Source organism: bacterium, assembly GCA_021108215.1.
Classification (GTDB): Bacteria; Oederibacteriota; JAAXVQ01; order JAAXVQ01; family JAUVAV01; genus JAIORK01.
This window is the reverse complement of record JAIORK010000002.1, coordinates 18522-38368: the sequence shown is the minus strand read 5'-3', so window position 1 is coordinate 38368 and position 19847 is coordinate 18522. Positions and strand designations below refer to the sequence as shown.

General features: G+C 47.9%; 18 protein-coding genes and 2 riboswitches. Of the genes, 4 read left to right on the top strand and 14 right to left on the bottom strand.

Annotation, left to right across the window (positions count from 1 at the left end):
• Positions 1-31 precede the first annotated feature (31 nt).
• The 7 genes from K8S19_00675 to K8S19_00645 form a co-directional block, all read right to left on the bottom strand.
• Entirely contained in the window at positions 32-739 is a 708-nt protein-coding gene (locus tag K8S19_00675; GenBank protein MCD4812198.1) for a type 1 glutamine amidotransferase, read from the bottom strand.
• Between the two features lie 238 nt (positions 740-977).
• On the bottom strand, positions 978-1784 hold the full coding sequence (locus tag K8S19_00670; protein ID MCD4812197.1) for a GNAT family N-acetyltransferase: 807 nt from the start codon (positions 1782-1784) through the stop codon (positions 978-980).
• An 8-nt stretch (positions 1785-1792) separates the two neighbouring features.
• Positions 1793-2251 (bottom strand): GyrI-like domain-containing protein, encoded by a 459-nt coding sequence (locus tag K8S19_00665; protein MCD4812196.1) that lies wholly within the window; start codon positions 2249-2251, stop codon positions 1793-1795.
• A gap of 137 nt (positions 2252-2388) precedes the next feature.
• Positions 2389-3069 carry a hypothetical protein gene (locus tag K8S19_00660; GenBank protein ID MCD4812195.1) on the bottom strand — a complete coding sequence of 227 codons (681 nt, stop codon included), beginning with the start codon at positions 3067-3069 and terminating at the stop codon, positions 2389-2391.
• Between the two features lie 67 nt (positions 3070-3136).
• Positions 3137-3871: an HAD-IA family hydrolase gene (locus K8S19_00655; GenBank protein ID MCD4812194.1), complete on the bottom strand. Its 735-nt coding sequence runs from the start codon at positions 3869-3871 to the stop codon at positions 3137-3139.
• 23 nt (positions 3872-3894) lie between these two features.
• Positions 3895-4437: a macro domain-containing protein gene (locus K8S19_00650; GenBank protein ID MCD4812193.1), complete on the bottom strand. Its 543-nt coding sequence runs from the start codon at positions 4435-4437 to the stop codon at positions 3895-3897.
• 6 nt (positions 4438-4443) lie between these two features.
• Positions 4444-5367 carry a hypothetical protein gene (locus tag K8S19_00645; GenBank protein ID MCD4812192.1) on the bottom strand — a complete coding sequence of 308 codons (924 nt, stop codon included), beginning with the start codon at positions 5365-5367 and terminating at the stop codon, positions 4444-4446.
• A 203-nt stretch (positions 5368-5570) separates the two neighbouring features.
• Between K8S19_00645 and K8S19_00640 the strand changes: the two genes are divergently transcribed.
• Positions 5571-5879, top strand: coding sequence for a hypothetical protein (locus tag K8S19_00640; GenBank protein MCD4812191.1), 309 nt, complete (start codon positions 5571-5573; stop codon positions 5877-5879).
• A gap of 64 nt (positions 5880-5943) precedes the next feature.
• Here the strand turns inward: K8S19_00640 and K8S19_00635 are convergent, their stop codons facing one another.
• From K8S19_00635 to K8S19_00605, 7 genes are all read right to left on the bottom strand, one after another.
• Positions 5944-6465, bottom strand: coding sequence for a cob(I)yrinic acid a,c-diamide adenosyltransferase (locus K8S19_00635; protein ID MCD4812190.1), 522 nt, complete (start codon positions 6463-6465; stop codon positions 5944-5946).
• 16 nt (positions 6466-6481) lie between these two features.
• The gene (locus tag K8S19_00630; protein MCD4812189.1) at positions 6482-7468 is read right to left on the bottom strand and encodes an iron ABC transporter permease; all 987 of its coding nucleotides are present in this window, start codon (positions 7466-7468) and stop codon (positions 6482-6484) included.
• Positions 7465-8247 (bottom strand): ABC transporter ATP-binding protein, encoded by a 783-nt coding sequence (locus K8S19_00625; protein ID MCD4812188.1) that lies wholly within the window; start codon positions 8245-8247, stop codon positions 7465-7467. Before K8S19_00625 ends, K8S19_00630 begins: the two co-directional genes overlap by 4 nt.
• Positions 8244-9182: a helical backbone metal receptor gene (locus tag K8S19_00620; GenBank protein ID MCD4812187.1), complete on the bottom strand. Its 939-nt coding sequence runs from the start codon at positions 9180-9182 to the stop codon at positions 8244-8246. The genes K8S19_00625 and K8S19_00620 overlap by 4 nt, the downstream gene beginning before the upstream one ends.
• 446 nt (positions 9183-9628) lie before the next feature.
• Positions 9629-11737 carry a TonB-dependent receptor gene (locus K8S19_00615; protein MCD4812186.1) on the bottom strand — a complete coding sequence of 703 codons (2109 nt, stop codon included), beginning with the start codon at positions 11735-11737 and terminating at the stop codon, positions 9629-9631.
• A 19-nt stretch (positions 11738-11756) separates the two neighbouring features.
• A riboswitch (cobalamin riboswitch) is annotated at positions 11757-11941 on the bottom strand.
• Between the two features lie 381 nt (positions 11942-12322).
• Positions 12323-12508: riboswitch (cobalamin riboswitch) on the bottom strand.
• A 235-nt stretch (positions 12509-12743) separates the two neighbouring features.
• Positions 12744-13745, bottom strand: coding sequence for a hypothetical protein (locus K8S19_00610; protein ID MCD4812185.1), 1002 nt, complete (start codon positions 13743-13745; stop codon positions 12744-12746).
• The gene (locus K8S19_00605) at positions 13745-15469 is read right to left on the bottom strand and encodes a L,D-transpeptidase family protein (protein MCD4812184.1); all 1725 of its coding nucleotides are present in this window, start codon (positions 15467-15469) and stop codon (positions 13745-13747) included. The genes K8S19_00610 and K8S19_00605 overlap by 1 nt, the downstream gene beginning before the upstream one ends.
• Before the next feature lie 442 nt (positions 15470-15911).
• Between K8S19_00605 and K8S19_00600 the strand changes: the two genes are divergently transcribed.
• The 3 genes from K8S19_00600 (at position 15912) to K8S19_00590 (ending at position 19846) form a co-directional block, all read left to right on the top strand.
• The gene (locus tag K8S19_00600; GenBank protein ID MCD4812183.1) at positions 15912-17006 is read left to right on the top strand and encodes a hypothetical protein; all 1095 of its coding nucleotides are present in this window, start codon (positions 15912-15914) and stop codon (positions 17004-17006) included.
• Positions 17007-17092: 86 nt separating this feature from the next.
• Entirely contained in the window at positions 17093-18415 is a 1323-nt protein-coding gene (locus tag K8S19_00595; GenBank protein ID MCD4812182.1) for a hypothetical protein, read from the top strand.
• 24 nt (positions 18416-18439) lie between these two features.
• Positions 18440-19846, top strand: coding sequence for a HAMP domain-containing histidine kinase (locus tag K8S19_00590; protein MCD4812181.1), 1407 nt, complete (start codon positions 18440-18442; stop codon positions 19844-19846).
• The last annotated feature ends 1 nt before the right edge of the window (position 19847 follow it).

The window sequence follows — 19847 nt, the reverse complement described above, 5'->3', positions numbered from 1 at the left end:
TTCTATTTTTTAACAGGAATGAAACTATCACTTACTCCATTGCGGTCACAGAATCCCAAAACCGGCGAATCACCTGACGCCCGTACAAAGAAACCATGTGACCTTTGGCATTGGCATCATCCTTGAGTTTTTGCGGTGTAAGCGACGGTACACGCGCAAGCATCTCGCCGTAAGCCTGTGCAAACGTTGCAACCAACTCCGGCGTAACTTCAAGATGAAATTGAAATCCCCAGGCATTCCCATAGCGGAATGCCTGGTTGGGGTAATCTTCCGTCCCGGCAAACCGTTCGGCGCCCTTGGGCAATTCAAAACCCTGCTCATGCCATTGAAAGACAGGCAAATCCATAGGAAATCCCAACAACAGCGGATCCGCCACCCCTTCATGGGTCAATGTAACGGAAGAATAACCTATTTCCGAACGCGAACCATTAATAATTTTCGCTCCCAGGGCTGCGGCAATAACTTGCGCTCCCAGACAGACACCCAGCACATGAACTTTACGATCAATCAATTTCTTAATATAATCAATCTCCGCAGTTAAATAGGGATGGTTCTCCGAGTCATTTACGCTCATCGGCCCGCCCAAAATAATGGCCGCCAGCGTGTCTTCCGGTGCCGGCATGGCTGCGCCTTCCCAAACCTTGACATATTCATAACGGGCATACCAGCGTTTTAATTCTTCTTCCCATATCCCCAGCGGCTCACATTCAATGTGTTGTAAAACATAAAATTTTTTCACACTATTTTCCCCCGTAATTTACCACGCTACAATAACAAAGCATAAAAATTCATAAACTTACGTTTTTTGTCTGTCCTGCTTGTCCTTATTTTCATACGGGAACTGTTTTGCCTGACGATCATCTTGCGATCCACCCCTGCCCGCAGAACCCTTTTAATTACTTTTTCAGGATAAAATAAATTGCTTATTTGTGCAACCTAGAATTCCGTTTTCTTTGTAACTTTAAACCGCGCTTTATTTACGGCCTGAAATTAATAAAATGCGCCCTGAGACCGGCCCCCAATGATTCCACCAGCCCCCTGGCAGCCTCGTTTTCAGATGGTGTTACTGCTAAAAATTTTTTATTATCCGCCAATATCTGCAAAATAGTGTATGTCGTCAGATAGCGCCCATAGCCTTTCCGGCGCATACCTGCATCAACAATGCAGGCGGTCGTAACATACGGTTCAATCTGAGGAACACAATAGCAGACCGCCAGCGTCTGATTTCGGTTCACCAGGCGGTAATGCCGCCAAAGTGCCAGACTCTTGGTGAGCGCCATTTCATCCGGGATTCCGCCGTCCTCCGGACTGGCAGAAGCGTAAAGCGATAATAACTCCTGCGCCTGGTCCATTCGGCATTGTTCTATATGGATGTCGGAATCTTCCACCCAAACCGGTTTCTGCTCCAAACAATACAATGACGCTGCCACTTCATTAGGGAGGCGTAAATCCATCAATAAGGGAAAACCACGAGTATCATCCGTGCGGCTCATCACCGTTGCCGGACTAAGCGCATCAAAAATCTTTTCCAGAATCGTCCGGGCATATTTAGTTTGTTCAAGATCAAGACAAAATTCAGGAATCATCGGGTCCCGATCCTTTAAAAAAGTATCTTGAGAAAAAATAACATACCCCAATGATCGACCCATATCCTCAATACGAAAAGCCTGACCCATCCGGCATAAAGCTTCATGAAAATCTGAAATAACAGGAATCCCCAATTGCTTTCGATAGGATTTCCTCAGTGTCTCCAGTTTTCCCCCGGGAATCGGACGTAAATCCACATCACACCTTAAAAACCGGGACGTTCTACCGGAATTTGAATCTCCGTTAGGTACGTGGCGGAATCAGCCGGCGGACCGGAAATATAATACTCATGCGGCGGACCGATTATTTTAAACCCCTTGTCGTGAATCCAGCTTAAAAGCCGCTGATACGCGTCTGTTAGTCCGGCATAATCACCCTGATGGCTTTCACATGCCATAATCGCAGCACTCTGAATGACCACCGTGACCTCTCCGTCACCGGTACACTCCCCTGCCAGCTCCACTGCAGCTGCAAAATGTGCGTGTGCGCGGTCAATACCCTCCGGCGCATCATAAAAAATCGCCAGCCGGTCACCCTTGATCGGAACGCGCCGTTCCTTGACAAATGTATCAATTTGCCGATAGAGATCGTGTATCGATTCAAAGGGCCCGGTGGTTTCCAAGCATAATAATTTTCCGGATTCAACTTTTCTAATTTCAGGCATTGGCAACTCCTCTTTTTTTTTACATCGCGTAGGGTTCAAACCGGCGATGGTCGGTATCATTTCCCCTGCGCTGCATACCCAGGCAACCGCCTGCATCGTTTCATCCCAGGGATTGCTCTGTCATACCGTGCATCAGGTTATTCCCCGCTCAAACTCTTCAGCATTTTTTCAGCAATCTGTTTTGCATCTTGTTGACTGCTTTTATCCAGTTTTTCAATCGCAGTCCTTAAATAACGTTTGGCAGCCGGTTCATCGCCTCTGGCTTTGGCCAACCTGGCCAGATTGATATACGCCGGACCGTACTTCGGGTAAAGCACAAGGCACTTCTGATAACTTTTTTCCGCCTGTTGATATTTTTTCAAATGAGTATTTAGACTTCCGTAGTAAAAGTGTACTGCAGGCTCCTTCGGATCAAGCGTACGTATTTCCATAAGCTGCTTTTCCGCGAGGGCATAATCCTCCTGGTCAACCGCCTTAAAAAACTCTTGATAACGGGGCCATTTCTTAATAAAACACCGGTACGCAACCGCGTGCTTAGCCTGCGGGCGCATCGACAAAAAGATGCGCATGGCCTCAGTCCCTTCAGAAAAATCATATTGCCGCGAACTGCCGTCAAATGGTTCCCCCGGCCGGATCATCAGGGGAAGTTCTTTGGGCAACCCAAAAAACACGGTTTTCCATGAAGGAATTTCCACCATCACCATCCGGGGTTTGGTTACATCAATTGCCTTCGCTTTACTTTTTGCCTCTCCCACCGTCACCCCTATCCCGGTCAGTATGAGCAGACACCCGATTGTCAGCACCCATCGTTTCAGCATCGTTTCCTCCTTGTTAATCCGCCGCTGTAAATCCCCGCAGCAAGCCCCGGCTTCCACTCCGGAAAATTTAACAAAAATCCAAAACTGCATGCAGAGAATCGGCCATAGCGACATCTTGCTGCCTACGGTCTTGGGACCGTTCAATCAAAAGCGCGTCCATTCCGGCTGCGTACGCGCCATAAATATCATCTTCCAGGGAATCGCCCAAATGAATCGCTTCGTCCGGCTTCACACCCGCCCGTTCCAGCGCCATATGAAAAATGGCCGGGTCCGGTTTGGAAATACCTACCATGGCCGAAGCAATAATAAAATCAACCTTTCCGGAAAGCCCCAGTCCTTCGCAGATCTTCAACAAACGCGAATCCCAGTTAGAAACAATCCCGACAACCAATCCGCGTTCACGGCAGGTTTCCAGCACATGGCAGGTCTCGGGAAAAAGCTGCCACACCTCCGCAGAAGCAAACAGTTCATACAAATGATCAAAAAACGGATCAAAATGATCCATCCCGCCCAGCCGGTCAAAAACCGCTTTTACCAAATCGTACCACCATTGCCGTTCTTCTTTGAGCGTACCGCCCAAATCAAATCGCCCTCGGGAAGAACGCTGCTTCCATTCCTCCTGAAAATAGCGTTCCAAAGCCGTCTGCTCACCCGGGCCTAATTTAAAACCAAATAATTTCGCGGTCCGGGCATAGACCGTTCCTACCGAGGGCTGTACTTTGAACAACGTATTCCCCGCATCAAAAAAAATCGCTTTGTAGTGTCCCGGCCGAATCGTGCCTCTTGGAATTGTCAACATCATGACTCCATCGAATGCGTCCCGTATCAAATCAACGCTTGCAGTGTTTCTTGATAAACATGCAAATGCTCGTCTGAATACAAAATAAATACGACACGCACAAGTGTTGTTCCTCGAAGCAAATACGCTTTCACGCTCTCCAGGGCCGCCTGCGATGCTTCACGAACCGGATAATCACCCATACCCGTCCCTATCGAGGGGAACCCGATTGTCTTCAACGCCATTTTTTCCGCCAGCACCAGACTTTCCTTATAAGAACCGGCAAGAACCCATGCCGCCCTTCCCGGGTCCTTCTGCCAAACCGGCCCCGCCGTATGAATCACATGCTTTGCAGGCAATATCCCGCCGCCGGTGATGACCGCTTTCCCTGGTTGCAGGCGTCCAATCGCGCGAATCAATTGGCGGCATTCAAAAGCAATTGCCCGCCCGCCCGCCCGATGAATCGCAGCAGCAACACTTCCGCCGCCAATCAAATGCGGGGTCGTTGGATTGACAATAGCATCAACAGCATGTTTGGTGATGTCGCCCTTTTCGAGCATCAGCTGTGTCGAGCCAAAAACAGTTTCCATAGATACCTATAACTGATCTTGTTGAGAAATAGGCATCGTACTTTCTCTGGAAATACCGTCATCATTGTGTCGTAGCGGCGATTTTTTTTCCACGCTCACTTGCAGGATAGGCGAGCCGGGACCTGTCAGCCAAAAATAAGCTATACTGGTTAACACAATCATATCGCGCATCATAAACCGGCCTCCGGCGCGCAAAAGGTCTTTGCCGGCAAACCAATTCATTCCAATAAGATGAATCACGACAATCGCCGCAAGGGATGTCAATGCCCAGCGGTACTTAATCCCAGTAAGAATCATCACCCCAGCCAGCATCTGTACAATATAAAACAGAACCATTATCACACTCACTGCATTATCGGGCACCAGCGGAATCTGGGTGAAGGTCCCGCTCAAAAAGGTTAAATAGTGGTTGGCATTCAATGCCTGCAAAAGCCCGTCCCAGATGCAATACACACCTAAAATAGCGCGAAAAACCAATTGTATTTTTGGCTGTAGTGCCGGTAACCCGGCAACCCGGCGCCGTTCCGGATTAAACGGATCGGTCGGCTGTACGACCAACATCAGACATGCGCCAAACCATACCAAATTTTTCAAAAACAGCGGTCGAAATGGCCCCAAAACAGCATTCACGTTGGGAGCCATAAAATTAAAAACCAACAAAGACAGTAATAAAAAAACACCCAAAATTGCTGTGGCCTCCCGAAAATACCAGCCGCTAAAAATCAAAACACCGCAAGCCAGCAAGATGACAAACCAGGCCACCATGATCTGCCCGGACAAAACACCCCCAAGGGGAAATGCTGCAAAAAAAGCATTGACCTGTACCTGATGGACAATCACATCCCAAGCTGTCCACAACGTCACAAAACCAATTCCAATTCTCAAATAATAGACCGCCAGTTGGTTTGCTCTTTCAGAAATACCGTTCAAAGGAATCCACCTCCAATAGTTCGTTGTTTGGCCAGACACCACTTCGTCCCCAGTGCCTGCCCTATCTGAAGTCATCATTATAAATACTTTCAATCTGCATACCAAGGTCTTTTATTTTTATTTTTTACGAGCCAATGATTGACCCTGTCAATTACTTTCGCTATAATATCCCATCAATTATTTTCGAGAGGGGTTTTTAGCCCATGGTAAAAGAAGTTGCCATTTTCAAACTCAAATCCGATGTCCAGGAAGAAGCCCTGCAATTATTCGAAAATTACGCTGCTTTCAAACGGACCTGTCCCGGCTGCCGGACTGCCTGCGTCAACCCGATGGTGAAAGACCCGACCTTACCGTACCTGGACCATGCCTCTATCCTCATTTATGCGGAATATGATGATTTAAAATGCCTGGCTGAATGTACCCATGCCCTGCAGGCTCATTTCCAATTTCACAAAATGCCCTTTCAGGATATGCTGGTCGGTCCGCCGGTTTACGGCATCTTCGAGGCCTGATTTTTTTTTAATTGTAGGGAACGGTCAGCTTGCCTGGCGAATGCCGGGCGACCGTTCCCTACAATCAATATTCAATCCCGCGTCGGGCCATGACACCTTTTTGATAATAATGTTTCCCTTCCTTCATCTCAGTTACCAAATCCGCCATACGCTTCAGGCCGGGAGAAGCATTCCTGCCGGTCAGTACCAGTTCAACTGCTTGCGGACGTGCTTGCATGCATTTTTTTACATCCGACTCAGCAATCAATGCCATGCTGACTGCTACCAAAATTTCATCCGCAATGACCAAATCATACCTGCCGGAAAAAAGTGCGGTCGTAACCGCAGCCAGGGCCTTTTCGGTTTCAACATAATCTGCCTCAACCGCTTTCTTCCCAACCAAACAATCCCGCCCGAATTTCTTGAGTGTAATCCCTTTGATTTGTTTCAACACACGATGCTCTGAATAGATACCGCCCTTTAAAAACTGGATAAAGCAGACCCTCTTTCCGGCACCAACAGCACGTACCGCCAGGCCTAAAGCCGCCGTGGTCTTGCCCTTGCCATTGCCGGTATAGATATGTGTGTACCCTTTTTTATTTTTCATTGTGCTCCTATCCGGCTTACGATATTTTCTTCCGGAGCAGCACCCAGAGGAAAAAAGGCCCGCCCAAGAGCGCGGTCACGATGCCGACCGGCAATTCAGACGGCGCAATCAGCAAACGGGCCAAAGCATCACAAACGGACAGAAAAATCCCGCCCAGCAGTACACAGGCAATCACCAGTCTGCGATGATCCGGGCCGATAAGCAACCGGCAAATATGCGGCACAATCAAACCGACAAACCCGATCGGCCCGGCCACTGCCACCACCGCCCCCACCATAAGACCGGCTGTGACCAGCAGCACAATCTTTGTCCGGTTGACATTAACCCCGCGCCCGGCAGCCAAATCCTCACCGGTGGAAATGAGATTCATTTCCCAGCGGTAAAAATAAATTACCACCGCGCCCAGCAGCATAAATGGCAGCACTTCCAAAAACTGACGAAATCCCACCACTTCCAAGCCACCCATAAGCCAGCGCAAAATCCGCAGACTATGCGCCTGGTCAGCCATATACTGGATCAAAAGAATCAGACTCGAAAAAAAGATGCCAATCGCGACACCTGCCAGGAGCATGGTATTGGTTGACATCCCGTTTTTAACCCGTGAAAATCCGTAGACAAATGCCAGTGCCGTAATGGCGCCTAAAAAAGCAAACAACGTCTGCCCGCTAATACCCAGCAGACTGATGGACCACCCGGCCCAAATATAGACACTGGCTCCCAGACTGGCCCCGGAAGCTGTCCCAAGCGTGAAAGGTGTTGCCAGGGCATTCCGGAAAAGCGCCTGAAAAGTCATTCCCGCCATTGCCAGCACTGAGCCTACCAGCATACCGGTCAGTACGCGCGGTACCCGTAATTCCCAAAAAATATGCTGAATTTGATTCTCCTCCGCTGTAAAAACCTGCGCCGGGGTTATCAAATCAATCCCCACAAAAGGCAGTATGACCAGGGCCGCAACAAAGCCGGTTATCAGCAGGGTAAAAAACAACCAGGGATTTTTTCTCATATACTTTTCCCCGTGGGCATCACGACTTGGCAATTATTTTCCGGATGACGCGCAAATGTGAAGTGTTTGCCATAAATAGCGTACAGTACTTCCGGCTGCATTAACTCCTCCGGTGTGCCGCAAAAAACGACTCGCCCCTGCCTTAATCCCAAAATAATATCATGACTCAAAGCGGCACGATTGACATCATGCGTGACCTCAATTAAGGTGACCCGGGTCCGGGCACGAATGGTTTCCAGCAGTGCATAAACCTGGTCCTGCTGTAAGGGATCGAGAAATGCTGTAGGTTCATCCAGCAGCATGATACGCGCTTCCTGCACCATCGCTGCGGCAATCATAACTTTCTGCCGTTCCCCGCCGGATAACGTGTCGAGCCGGCGCTGGGCAAATGTCTGCATACCTGTCATTTCCAGAGCTGCATCCACCTTGTCACGGTCTGTTTTCCGCAATGAAGTAAAAGGCGAAAGATGCGGATAGCGCCCCATAAGAACAAACTCATGCACTGTAAAGCCATTGGTGTTGAATACTGTCTGCGAAACATAAGAAATCCATGTTGCCAGATCTCTTTGTGAAAACGCGGACATTTTTTTTCCCGATAAAATACAGTCCCCAGCTGAAAGCGGCATCAGCCGGCAAAGCGCCTTGAGCAAGGTTGATTTACCTGCGCCATTGGGACCGATGACAGCATACCGCAGCCCGGCCTCCACCTCAAAATCCACCTGGTCCAATAAAATTTTATCCTCAACCTGACAACTGCATTGTTTGGCACTCAGAATCATTGGCCTGACACCTCTTGCAAAATGGTCCGCAATGTTTCTAAAAGCCGGATAATCCGTGGTCCGGGGCGCACAAGATATGTCCCGGTTAACAGTCTGATCGGTATTTGGTTTGGTTTATTCAGACCGGGCAACGCATACCAGTCATGGGTAAGTTCGGAAACCGGCCGGGACACTTTTTCCGGTTCAGCCACTAATTCAACCACCACATCGGCCCGCAGCGCGAGAATCCCTTCCTGGGAAAGCTTGGGATACCGGGGCGTGGATCTGGTATAGGCATTTTTACCGCCGGCCAAAAAAATCAATTCATCATAAAAATCACCTTGCCCGGCAATATATACCTCTTTGATGGACGAATTGTCATAGTCACGACTGATCACCAGCATAACCGCCGGACGGATTTCCCATGGCTGCCGTGCGAGCGCATCCAGCATGGCGCAGCGCAGGGTCTCCGCCAGATGGATGCCTTGGGCTTCCTTGCGGCAAATCATCCCCAATTGAATGAATGTATTCATAATACCTACCAGACTATTCATCTCCACTGTCAAAGTCGGTATGCGCAAATATTGAAAACGCGCACGGAATTCAGCGTGTTCCGGCAAAAGCACTACCAGATCAGGTTTTAATCTCAGAATAGCTTCAAAGTTGGGATCATAATACCCTCCCACCTTGGGAAGCTCTTGGGCTGCTTCAGGAAAATCGCAAAAATCCGTGACACCGCAAACCTGCTTGCCGGCCCCTATTGCAAAAAGCGTTTCTGTAATACCGGGTGCCATGGAAATAATCCGCTGCGGCGATTGCCCTTTGGCCAATTGATACAAGTGCATACGTCCCACCTGACCACCCGGCATAATGAAAGCCACAGCAGGTATTGCGATGACACAAAATCCTAATATGCAAAGACCCAGTACCCTGACCCAAAGATTCTTTTTCATCATACAAAATTACCCGGCTTTCATTTTTTTCAGTTACATTTTCTTTTCAAATTAATGAATCTTCCTGGAAAACATCCATTCTCCCCTCCAAAACGAAAAAACCACATTCAATCACAGGTACTGCTTGGCAAAGCGTTCTCTTTATTTTCTTTATACCGTAATTGTATGGAAAAATGAATACTTTCCAGAAAGACAACTCCCAACATTTTTAACTGTTCCGCACGCCAAAAATCAATGCCATCTATTTAATTCCATTACAATCCGGATTACCTATTTTAACAGTCACTCCGGCGAGTCTTTATTTCGGTTATACGATTACGCTATAAAGTATCACGGAAAACAATTTGCCAAACAACACCTTCTGTAAATGATACGTCTTTTCGTTTTCGTATAACCGAAATAAAGACTCGCCGGAGTGATCCTGTCTTTCTTCAATTATTCTCTCTTAATTACAAATCAATCTTGATCCCCGCATAGGCTGCAAAACGCGCCGTGGTGTATCCGCTCACTTCCACATAATCCTCATCCAGCATATTCTGTAGTTTCACATAGACTTGGGCTTGTGGCATCGCCTGATAACGCAGCACCATATCAAGCAGTGTGTACGATTCCAGTTCCTTTTTCCCGCTATCCCAACGCGGCCCTACATGACCTACATGCAACGCAGCGGATGCTTTTTGAAACGTATATAAAATATCCGCCGCCACTTGATAATCCGCCCGACGAATTAAGGGTTCCGGACCGATCGTATCTTCATGAGTCAAATCATTGGCAGTTAGTTTCGTGTAAACAATTTTGCAAACAAGATCATCCCAAGGTTCAACACTGATCTCGACCTCCCAACCTTTGGTCTCGGTCTTTCCCAGATTGGTATAAACATATTTATAAACCGTCGCATCAAAAGGTGCATCAATCTGGTTTTCATAGGTTGTCTGAAAATAGGCGGCACTTACCATTATTTTATCATCCATTATCTTTTGTTCCACACCAATATCCCACCCCATTGAGGTTTCCGGTTCCAAGGCAGGGTTCCCTTGAGAATATATATCCTCAACATAGAGTTGATAGAGTGACGGTGCATTAAATGCCGTCCCATAGGTTGCTTTCACACGCGTACCCCAATCTGCCAACCGGTAGGAAGGTGTCACTCGATAGGTCGTATGACCGCCGTATTGATCATGTTCATCATAGCGCACACCGGCATTGACGACCAGTCCTTCCCAGGTATATTGATCTTCCAGATAAATACCCGTGGTATGCGTGCTGCGAATAGCAAAATTATTTTCCGAAACCGCAGACATAAAAGTATAGTAGTCCAGATATTCACTATAATAGTTGAACATACCCTGTTCCTGCTGATAACCGACGCCAAGCGCCAGATGATTCCCTGCCATGACATCCAGTTGGTTGTGCCAATCCAGGGTTAATGTCCTCGAGCGGTATTCGCTGCGTGTCATATTAAAGGGATGATCCGTATCAAAATCATTATTCGTAACGCGGTCCAGCTGGCTCAATCCCGCACTCATCCGTGTCTTCCAAACATCCGGAAATACTTGATAAACCGCATCAAAACGATGGGCGGTCTGAGTATAGGCAGAGACAAAATTAGGATCATCACCATAATCTCCGCCATAAGCATCAATCTCTGTCATCGCGCGGATCAGACGATTGGTCAAACTGAACAAAAGGTCTGACACTGCCGAATAATCCAAATTCACATCCAGGGTCAAGTTACGAAACCCATCATCTTCCATCGCAGGAACGGGCTGGGCCGCAACAAAATCATCGCTATGCCTGGCTGCTGAAAAGCCTTCCGTACCTTCCAGCGATGCGCCAACCGTAGCTGCCAACCCGGCCCACGCACCGCCGGCCTGCAACTTCCCTAACCACGAACCATATTTCCCGCCTTCAGCCGTCATCGTTAAAAAGGCGTCTTCCGGTCCTCGTTGCGTGATGATATTCACCACGCCGCCCATCGCGCCTGACCCAAACACCACACTCTGCGGCCCGCGCACAATCTCGATCTGCTTGACATTGTCCAGGCTGATCCGGGAAATATCCGTATTTCCGGCAGGCGACATGGGATCATTGAGCGGCACACCATTAATCAAGACCAATGTTCTTTCCGATGCGGCACCGCGAATAAAAATCGATCCTAACTGACCTGGACCGCCGTTTTGTGCCAGATCAATACCCGCAACACCTTGTAAAATCTCTTTCAAATTTTGTGCTTTGCGTGCCTCGATCATCTCAGCAGTAATCACTGTAATCGAACTCACAACTTCTGAAAGCGACATTTCCATGGTGGAAGCAGTCACGATTGTCGGCGCAAGTACAACCGGTTTTTCATTCATCACATCCGCTGTTACTTCCGGCACCACAGGTGCAATAACATTGTCCTCAACCGCCTCACCACTTTTTACATTCATTACTTTTTCTTCCTGAATTTCACCTGCATTTTCCAGTGCTTGAACAACCGTTTCTTCCGCTAAACTCATACAGGGTATTATCCCTGCCAGTACAACACCAACCAGCACTCTTTTTGTTAATCGTTTCATGCTTCTTTCCCCTTTTCTCCCAAGAAATTATTCCGGCAGCCCTGTTTCCTGGCTCGCATTCATCCTACTTACCGCGCCTTCCCGGGTCATCCCAGTGGCAATCCAGCGGCTTTCGTCCTGCTCACAGTTGCCGGGCAGCTGGGGTTTTTCACCCCATTCCGCATGGCAGCCGGTGCGGATGACACTGTCATCCTGTTTACGTCCAAACTCACTCATATCTAAGTTAATAAACCACACTGTTTCACAATCACCTTGAATACTGATTTTTTAATGAAAAAACTTGTCCAGCGGACCGTGTCCGGCGAATGCCGGATGCAGGACGCACCTCAAACTTATGAAAGAGCACTTAGGAAATTGTATCGTCTAATCCGGCTCTAGCGTGTGGACACAGTATTGATTTTCATTAAAAAATCAGTATTCAAGGTGATTCCATTCATTATCGTATTTTTCAGATACGAATGTCCTAAGACAAACAACATTCCTCCTTTCCCAAAATAAAAAAACGCCTTAAACTGCATCCAATACGGTTGCGGTTCAAGGCGCCTGAAAACCTGATCCATCATTCCCCTTTATCTGCCCGAAGGGTTGTGATACCGCTTTGCAGACAGGTCTTCTGACTTCCGTAAATGCATTTCAGACTTCACCTTCCCATCCAAACGGACAGTGGCGAAACAAGTCTGGGTATACGGTTACAGCGGCGGGCCCGTTCCTGATTTGCACAGGATTCCCTTTTCATCCCCTCGCAGGGACATCTGCAAAAACAAGCAATTATGTAATGGGAGGATTATAGTCAAATATCGAGACAAGTCAACGGGAAAAGGATCCCTTGGAATCATTACTGTGCATGCCGTATATATAAAAATTGCCGCGCGTGGTCTGCTTTTCAAGCATTGAAAAACAAAAATACCCGGACGCGATCAGCATTGCTGTTTGTCTAGAGGAAGAATGGTGCGCAAAATTTTGTTCCAATGTTTGAAAAACAAACCACGCGCGGCAAGCCGATTAATTACTTCCCTGCCCGGACCGGTTTTTGAACCGCAATTCCCCACCGGGCTTTTTTCCCGCGAACATCCAGGTGGACAAACGGGCCGTGATTCCGGTTTTTTGCATAAAGCCCCAGCCCACCGACCAATGTCTTGCCCGCACCTTGCCCGTCCATCCGTTCAATCATTTTGTACAGAATGGCGGCATCCATATAATTATTTTTTCCATCTTGGTTCAAATCATCCATCAACCCATCCCGGTCTTCATCCACATAGACATCTGCTGCCCGGCCCCAGACATGGCTGCTGAAGCGGACATTTCCCAAGCGGCGGTTGTAATAAGGCGTCCGATAACCGCTCATAACCACCAGAGTCTGACAGGGATACCCGGCACGATTAAGTCTCTCCACCAATTGCTCACACTTCACCACCAACTTGGGGTCCAGCAATAGATACTGCGGAAATTTATCCGATTGTTTGCAGGCAAATTGCCTTAGTTGAAAATGCGGACTGACCTGGGTGGCTTGATTCGCTTGCGTCACCCGAATAAAACCTCGGGGCGGCTGATACAAGACAGAGCTGTGTACGGTTCGCCGGGGATAGTTCCCAATACGGTAACCCTTGATCCGGGTAGCACTGCCGGCCTGAAAAGGCACCATCACAAATACATGAATTGTCATCGTATAACCGGTATCCGGCTGTTGAATCAACAAACGCCGCAATCCCGGTTCAGACGGGGCTTGCCAAATCCAGCTCCCGGCAGCGATGGGTGCCACCGGAGTCTGTGTCTTCAGGGCAATACATTCTGCCGCCGGTTGCGGGTCTGTCATTTCCAAACGGACCGTTTCATCGGGCAACACTGCCAGACTTTCAATCGCATACGATAGTATCCGGTCCTGATACTGAACACGCAGCCGGGACTTCCCTGAATCAAAACCTGTTTGTGCTGAAATCAAACCGGGCCATACAAGCAGCGCGGCCAACACCAGATATAGTTGACACGCCGAAAAATACTGTCTGAACATTATTTTGATTCCTTTGCTTCCTGCTGCTTTTGATAATCCGGAAAATATACATCTGCGAAAGCCTGCCGGATTTTTTCGTCCCGCTGGTAAATATCCTCACGAAAATTCACCCGACCGGATGCATCCACCCAAGCGGTCCAATAGAGAATATGGATCGGCAGCGGATTCGTCAACTTAATTTTTTGTTCAAGTTTCCCTTTCAACGCTGATCGCAAACGGGATTTGTTCCAAAACCGATCATGCCGTAAACAGTGCACTGCCAGTGCATAGGGTTTTTCCAGACGAATACATCCTGAGCTAAACGACCGGACTGCGCGGTCAAACAATTCGCGCTGAGATGTATCGTGCAGATAAACATTATAGTCATTGGGAAACATAAACTTGATCCGACCCAGGGGGTTACCCGGTCCGGAGGCTTGACGAAGACGGTATTTTTCAAAAAAATCCCTGATCCTCACCTTTTTCCAATTAATGTTTGCGGGGTTTATCTCTTTTTCCGATTTCCCCCATCCCCGGATAACCTTGATATTCCGTTTCTTGAAAAAATCCGGTTCATACCGGATTGCATAGAGCTTATCCCGTAATATAATTGAAGGCGGTATTTCCCAGAAAGGATTAATCACAATAAAACGCAAGGAATCACTGAAAATCGGTGTTTTACGGTAGGTCTGACCTGTGACCACGCGCATGGTCAGAACCTCTTTTTCCTGCTGCACAACTGCCAATGAAAAATCCGGAATATTCACCACAATATAGTCAGCTTCCCAGTTCATCGGATGCCAGCGGAGCCGCTCCAGGTTGACTTCCAAACGTTTAATATAATCTTTTCCCGGCAAGTTCAACCACACCGCCGTTTTTTCATCCATCACACCGGTCGCCTCAAGTCCATGCCGCTGCTGGAATAACTTCAGCGCTGTTTCTATCTCTTTATTAAAAAAAGTATCATCAACCACAATGACTTCTTCAAGATCTCCCAGCAAATGCAATTTGATGCGCAGTGCCGGAATCCGCTTAGGATCACGCGCCCCCTTTTTCAAAGGTGGTACAGAAGCAATTTTCACAGCATCAAGCGTCTTTTCCAGTTGACGGTATTTCATGAGCATCCGGCGTAACCGGAGATACTCCGGCTGAATGGGAGCAATTTCCGAAAAGCACTCATGAATTTTACCCGTCACCAGGACCTCTTCCAGCATTTCCGGCAAAAAAAATGTTCGCACAACCGCCGGCAATTGTTCATCCACCCCGCGCGGATCAACCCTACCTTGCGACAGATGCGAGGCATAAAGGAAAAAAGCGTCTGTCAGCAAAAGATCCAGTGCCGCAACCCGGATCGGCCTGAGGAATTGAATAGGGCCGCCAGGTCTTACGCGCCGTAGAATCTTTTCTATCTTTTTCAAATGATAATTTTCCGGATCCAATCCCTCATTGGATGCACCCCTTAATACGGTGAGCACTTTATCAATATCCGCCAAAATCGGACCATGGTCATTGCTCCAGGCAGGCCGAAACCCCCTGGTTTGGTAAAACCGGAACACCAGAGGTGTGGCGTGAATGGTAACCCCGCCCACCCGGATTTGTTCAACCTTATCAATCGCGCCCAACCAGTCCTGAAGATGATAGGTTACCCGAATGAGAGGAAAGCCCAGTGTCTGATCTTCCGCACTTAAATAGCTCCTGAATCCTATCAAAACTATGATTACGATACTCATCCAAACTTGCTTCATTATTAAGGCTTCCTTTTTTTACGACAAACCTAACAGCATTGTCTATGCTTCAGGCTGGAATTAGTCTCGACTGAATTTTCATTTTCATTTATAATAGTTTGGTTCAGAATAGTACAGAATGACCTTTAATTCAAAGAAAATGATAAAATTAAAAGGAAATCATTTACATTACCTGTCTCGGACACATTGTAACGAATATTCGTCACTCACGCTAATTTTCGTCTTTTTTAAATATAGTATGATTTTATAGTGTTTTTCAAAAAATTCATATGAGCGTATCAATATCCGTTGTTATAGATGTGACTATTGACATGTGCTCAAAAAGATGTTCTTTCTTTTTCTTTATTTTTAAGGGTTTTTATTCAACAATACGCACACTAAATTTCTGGCATGCTTTGTGCATTATATAACTGTGAAAACTAATTCGAAAGGAGAAAAAAAAATGAAAAACACAGTTTTCAAATTGGTTCTTGGATTGAGTATGATCTGCCTGATCTCCACCTCAGCCTGGGCGATCCGTCCGATTCATGACCTCCGAACCCCGCAAGAAGTGGAAAACACGATTGTAGAAAAATTCACCAGCGATGCCGAGGCTGTCGCACCCACCCAGACCGAAATTGAGGAAAAACGCTCCCAAGAAGTTGAGCGCATTCGCAACGTACTCCGCTTGGATGAATTAAACCGCGAAAACACCATGGCGGATGCCCTGCGCCAGGAAAACCTCGAAGACCGCGTACGCGGCCATGAGGACCTCCAACTGGCCATGGCGGAGAAAAACATAGACCTTCACCTGGGAAAAGTCCTGACGGATATGCACGGTAACCGGGTCCGGATGGAAGAATATGTGCTCCGCCCGGAAGCCAACCAGGTCCAGTTCCTCAACCTCACGATGCGTGACAACCGGCTGGACTATGTGAATTATCTGGCCACTTTCAATGACATCCTTCCAAAAAACATCCATGGTGTCTGGGCCAAAACATGGAAACATACCGGAGAAAACGGACCGGCGATTTATTTGACTGAAGAAGCGATCGAATATTCCAACATGCTTGACAAGGTCAATTATGGCGTGGATTACTTTTCACCGGAATGGAATTCCGGTTTCAGTCAATTTGAACTCTATGAAAAATCCGCCTATCTTTCGGTCAATGATATTCATAAAGCCGGCCATGAGCGGCTCACCTCTGCCGAAGATATTGAATGGGACGGCATCAAGCATACTTCCGTTGATTACATTGATAAAAATTTGCTGGCCACCCGGATTATCTATACCTTTGATGATGACACCTTTCTACAAATTGATGACTACATGATCAGCGAAGAAGGCGGACTGCGTCAGTGGCGATATGATTCCATTGATAACTTTCTTAATGACTTGGCAAATCTTGTAGAAAATTTTTCCGCCCTGGTTTTCAATACCTACAAGGAAAGAATCATGACTGCAACTGAATTTGAAGGCCGGAACATTGATACGGTTTCCCAGTTCATGCACTTGGTTGATGTCTTTGAAGATGAATCTAAACGCCCCTGGCGTTAGCTAACCTGCAGGTCCACAGCGCGTGTGCGCTGTGGACCTGCTTTTTTTTACCTAGATGTGACGAAATTTCAAACAGGAGGATTCAAATGAAAACCATTTCTTCTTTCAGTTGCCGGTTTTTAATCACCTTGCTGGCCTTCGGCCTCACCGGCTCTGCGTTTGCTGAGATCAAGCTGGCCCCCGTCATTGATGCCAGTCTGTCTGTCAGCAGCGCTGCGTATGACCCCGACTACGTCACCGAAGAAACACAGTCTGTCAATCCGGATGACCGCTCTACTGCTGAAAACATCTATCTCTATTTTGCACCCAATGTTCGCTTCACCGAAATTCCGGGCTTATGGATCACACCGGCTGTGGAATTTGAATACAACGGAGCCAACAATATCCTGCAGATTGATGATGAGGCCTTCATTTTTGCCCGAGGTTATAATCTTTATTATCTGCTGGGCGCCAATTACCGCTTCAATCAAACCTGGCAGGCCAAACTCAAAGGCTTCGGACGCCTGGAACGTTCCGCAGAAACCAGCGACGAGACTCTGGAAAATGGGATTTATAATTATAGTGATGCCGGCGCCTGGGGCGAGGTCAATGCCCGTTACAAACTCGGTGTGCCCATGCGCTCCAAGCTGGGATACAAAGCTTACATGCGGCGTTATCCCAATTACTCAGTTAACTGGCGTCAGGAATTTATTGATGAAGGCGGCGATACGCTGACAGCCCAGGCGCTGCCCGATGATCTGGATGAAAAAGACATCAATGTCACGGAAGTCTGGCTGCGCCAGGAAATGACCTGGGGCACATTCCCGCTTTTAACCAATATCGAATTCCATGTTAAAAATGTTTTCTATACTGAAATGCCCAAATATGAACCTGACGGAACCTTTTCAAACGAACTGCGCGAAGACATCTATGCGGATATTATTCTTGAAATTCCTTATATGATTAATAAATTTCATCAGATAGAATTCGATTACAGCTACCGTCTCCACTATACGGCTACCGGGTATTATGATACCAGCCAGAGTGCTTTTCTGGACGGTTATTACAACTACCGCGAGAACAAGCCCCGACTGCTTTACAATTTCAAATTTTGGTTCCCGATCACCGGCTTTGCACCCCGCGGCTCGGTCTCCTTTGGATGGCGTAACCGGTATTATTATTCCCGGCCTTCTTACCAACAAACCGGTTCCGGAGAAAATACGGTCACAGAATATAAATGGGATGACCCGCACTGGGAATCCAGTCTGGATTTCGGCATCACCCTGCGGCAGCAACTGTTTGCGGAATGGTTCAATCTTTTCCTGAGTTTTCATGCCATCTCACAAACATCCAATTCCACTGTGGAAGACAATGCAACCTATAATTATAAATACAATACCGTGACCTTGGGAACTGCGGTCTCTTTTTAACATGACTAATAGGATATTGCTGACATGATAAAATCATTTCGCTGGTCATTAAAATGGCAGCTACTCACCGCTATTTTAGGGGTACTGCTCCCAACCCTGTTGCTTTACACCTGGATTGCGGGCAATCTTTTGCTCACTGCCCTGGACCGTGAACTGACCTCCCGCCTGACCATGGTCTCCAATCTGGCAAAAAACTACGTGCCATTGGAGACCATGCTGGGCTATCTCCCGGATGATGAGACAACCCGGATTTATATTCATGATGTTGCAAAGCTCAATAATTTTGCCCAAACCAATCTCCTGGACCGAATCAGTATCCTGACCAACCAGGGTTTGGTCAAAATCGATACCCATGACTGGACACCCGGCACGGCCACCGGAATAAGCGACACGATTATACAAAATCCCAACGGTGCTCTGACCCGGCTCCATCGCAGTACCCAAGGGGCGTGGCATAAAATGGTATTGACCCGGTTGGATGAAAACCATTTACTCCGCCTCTCCGCCGGATCGGAAATGTTTGCGATGATTGACCGCGTCCGCATCCGCAGAACCATCATCCTCATCAGCGGCATTATTCTGGCGCTGGGGCTGAGCTTCGGTATGGCGTTTTGGCTGGGCAAGCGCCTCTCGCGCCTCTCCAATGCTTTTCGGGCCATGCAGGCCGGCAAAAACAGCATCCAGATCCCGGTCAGCGGCAGTGATGAGCTGGCATTCCTCTCCCGGTCATTTAATGAAATGACACTTGCGCTGGAAAACAAAACCCAACAGGAGCGGGACCAGCACGAACGCAGGATTTCCGAATTAAAAGTACTCTCTGCCGGAATCGCCCATGAAATCCGCAATCCCCTCAGCGCCATCAGCGGGTTGGCCGAATTGCTTGCCCGTCAGCCTGCGATTCAGGCGACTGCGGATAACCAGGATCTGGTGAACCGTATTCTCAACGAGATTAGACGACTGGACCTGATTGTCATGGATGTCATGGCCTATGCCCGGCAACCCACACTGTTGCTTGCATTTATTGGTTTTTCTGATCTCAAAACAGCGATCCGGGAAATAGATCCGCATTGCCATATTCATTTTCCAGAAACGTCAAAAGGACTCCAGGCTGACCGTACCGGTCTTTTGACCATGCTGCGCAATCTCATTTGCAATGCCCGGCAGGCGGCAGGTAAAAACGGCGAAGTTGCCATTGAAGTCCAGCGCGAACCCCAAGCCGTCACCCTGCAAATCAGTGATAACGGCTCCGGGATCGCCCCGGAGGAGGCGCAACAAATTTTTCAGCCTTTTTTTACAAAAAAATCAAATGGTACAGGACTGGGCTTGGCCATTTCCCGAAACATTGCCGAAGCGCACGGCGGTACGCTCACGCTCGCACCTTCGGAACGCGGTACCGCGTTTTGTATTACCCTTCCCCAGGACAAGGAGTAGC

Bases quoted from the DNA above. Each gene is read 5' to 3' on its own strand.
- K8S19_00665 (MCD4812196.1), bottom strand. From the start codon at position 2,251: ATGCCTGAAATTAGAAAAGTTGAATCCGGAAAATTATTATGCTTGGAA.
- K8S19_00660 (MCD4812195.1), bottom strand. From the start codon at position 3,069: ATGCTGAAACGATGGGTGCTGACAATCGGGTGTCTGCTCATACTGACC.
- K8S19_00655 (MCD4812194.1), bottom strand. From the start codon at position 3,871: ATGATGTTGACAATTCCAAGAGGCACGATTCGGCCGGGACACTACAAA.
- K8S19_00650 (MCD4812193.1), bottom strand. From the start codon at position 4,437: ATGGAAACTGTTTTTGGCTCGACACAGCTGATGCTCGAAAAGGGCGAC.
- K8S19_00640 (MCD4812191.1), top strand. From the start codon at position 5,571: ATGGTAAAAGAAGTTGCCATTTTCAAACTCAAATCCGATGTCCAGGAA.
- K8S19_00635 (MCD4812190.1), bottom strand. From the start codon at position 6,465: ATGAAAAATAAAAAAGGGTACACACATATCTATACCGGCAATGGCAAG.
- K8S19_00630 (MCD4812189.1), bottom strand. From the start codon at position 7,468: ATGAGAAAAAATCCCTGGTTGTTTTTTACCCTGCTGATAACCGGCTTT.
- K8S19_00625 (MCD4812188.1), bottom strand. From the start codon at position 8,247: ATGATTCTGAGTGCCAAACAATGCAGTTGTCAGGTTGAGGATAAAATT.
- K8S19_00620 (MCD4812187.1), bottom strand. From the start codon at position 9,182: ATGATGAAAAAGAATCTTTGGGTCAGGGTACTGGGTCTTTGCATATTA.
- K8S19_00615 (MCD4812186.1), bottom strand. From the start codon at position 11,737: ATGAAACGATTAACAAAAAGAGTGCTGGTTGGTGTTGTACTGGCAGGG.
- K8S19_00610 (MCD4812185.1), bottom strand. From the start codon at position 13,745: ATGTTCAGACAGTATTTTTCGGCGTGTCAACTATATCTGGTGTTGGCC.
- K8S19_00605 (MCD4812184.1), bottom strand. From the start codon at position 15,469: ATGAAGCAAGTTTGGATGAGTATCGTAATCATAGTTTTGATAGGATTC.
- K8S19_00600 (MCD4812183.1), top strand. From the start codon at position 15,912: ATGAAAAACACAGTTTTCAAATTGGTTCTTGGATTGAGTATGATCTGC.
- K8S19_00595 (MCD4812182.1), top strand. From the start codon at position 17,093: ATGAAAACCATTTCTTCTTTCAGTTGCCGGTTTTTAATCACCTTGCTG.
- K8S19_00590 (MCD4812181.1), top strand. From the start codon at position 18,440: ATGATAAAATCATTTCGCTGGTCATTAAAATGGCAGCTACTCACCGCT.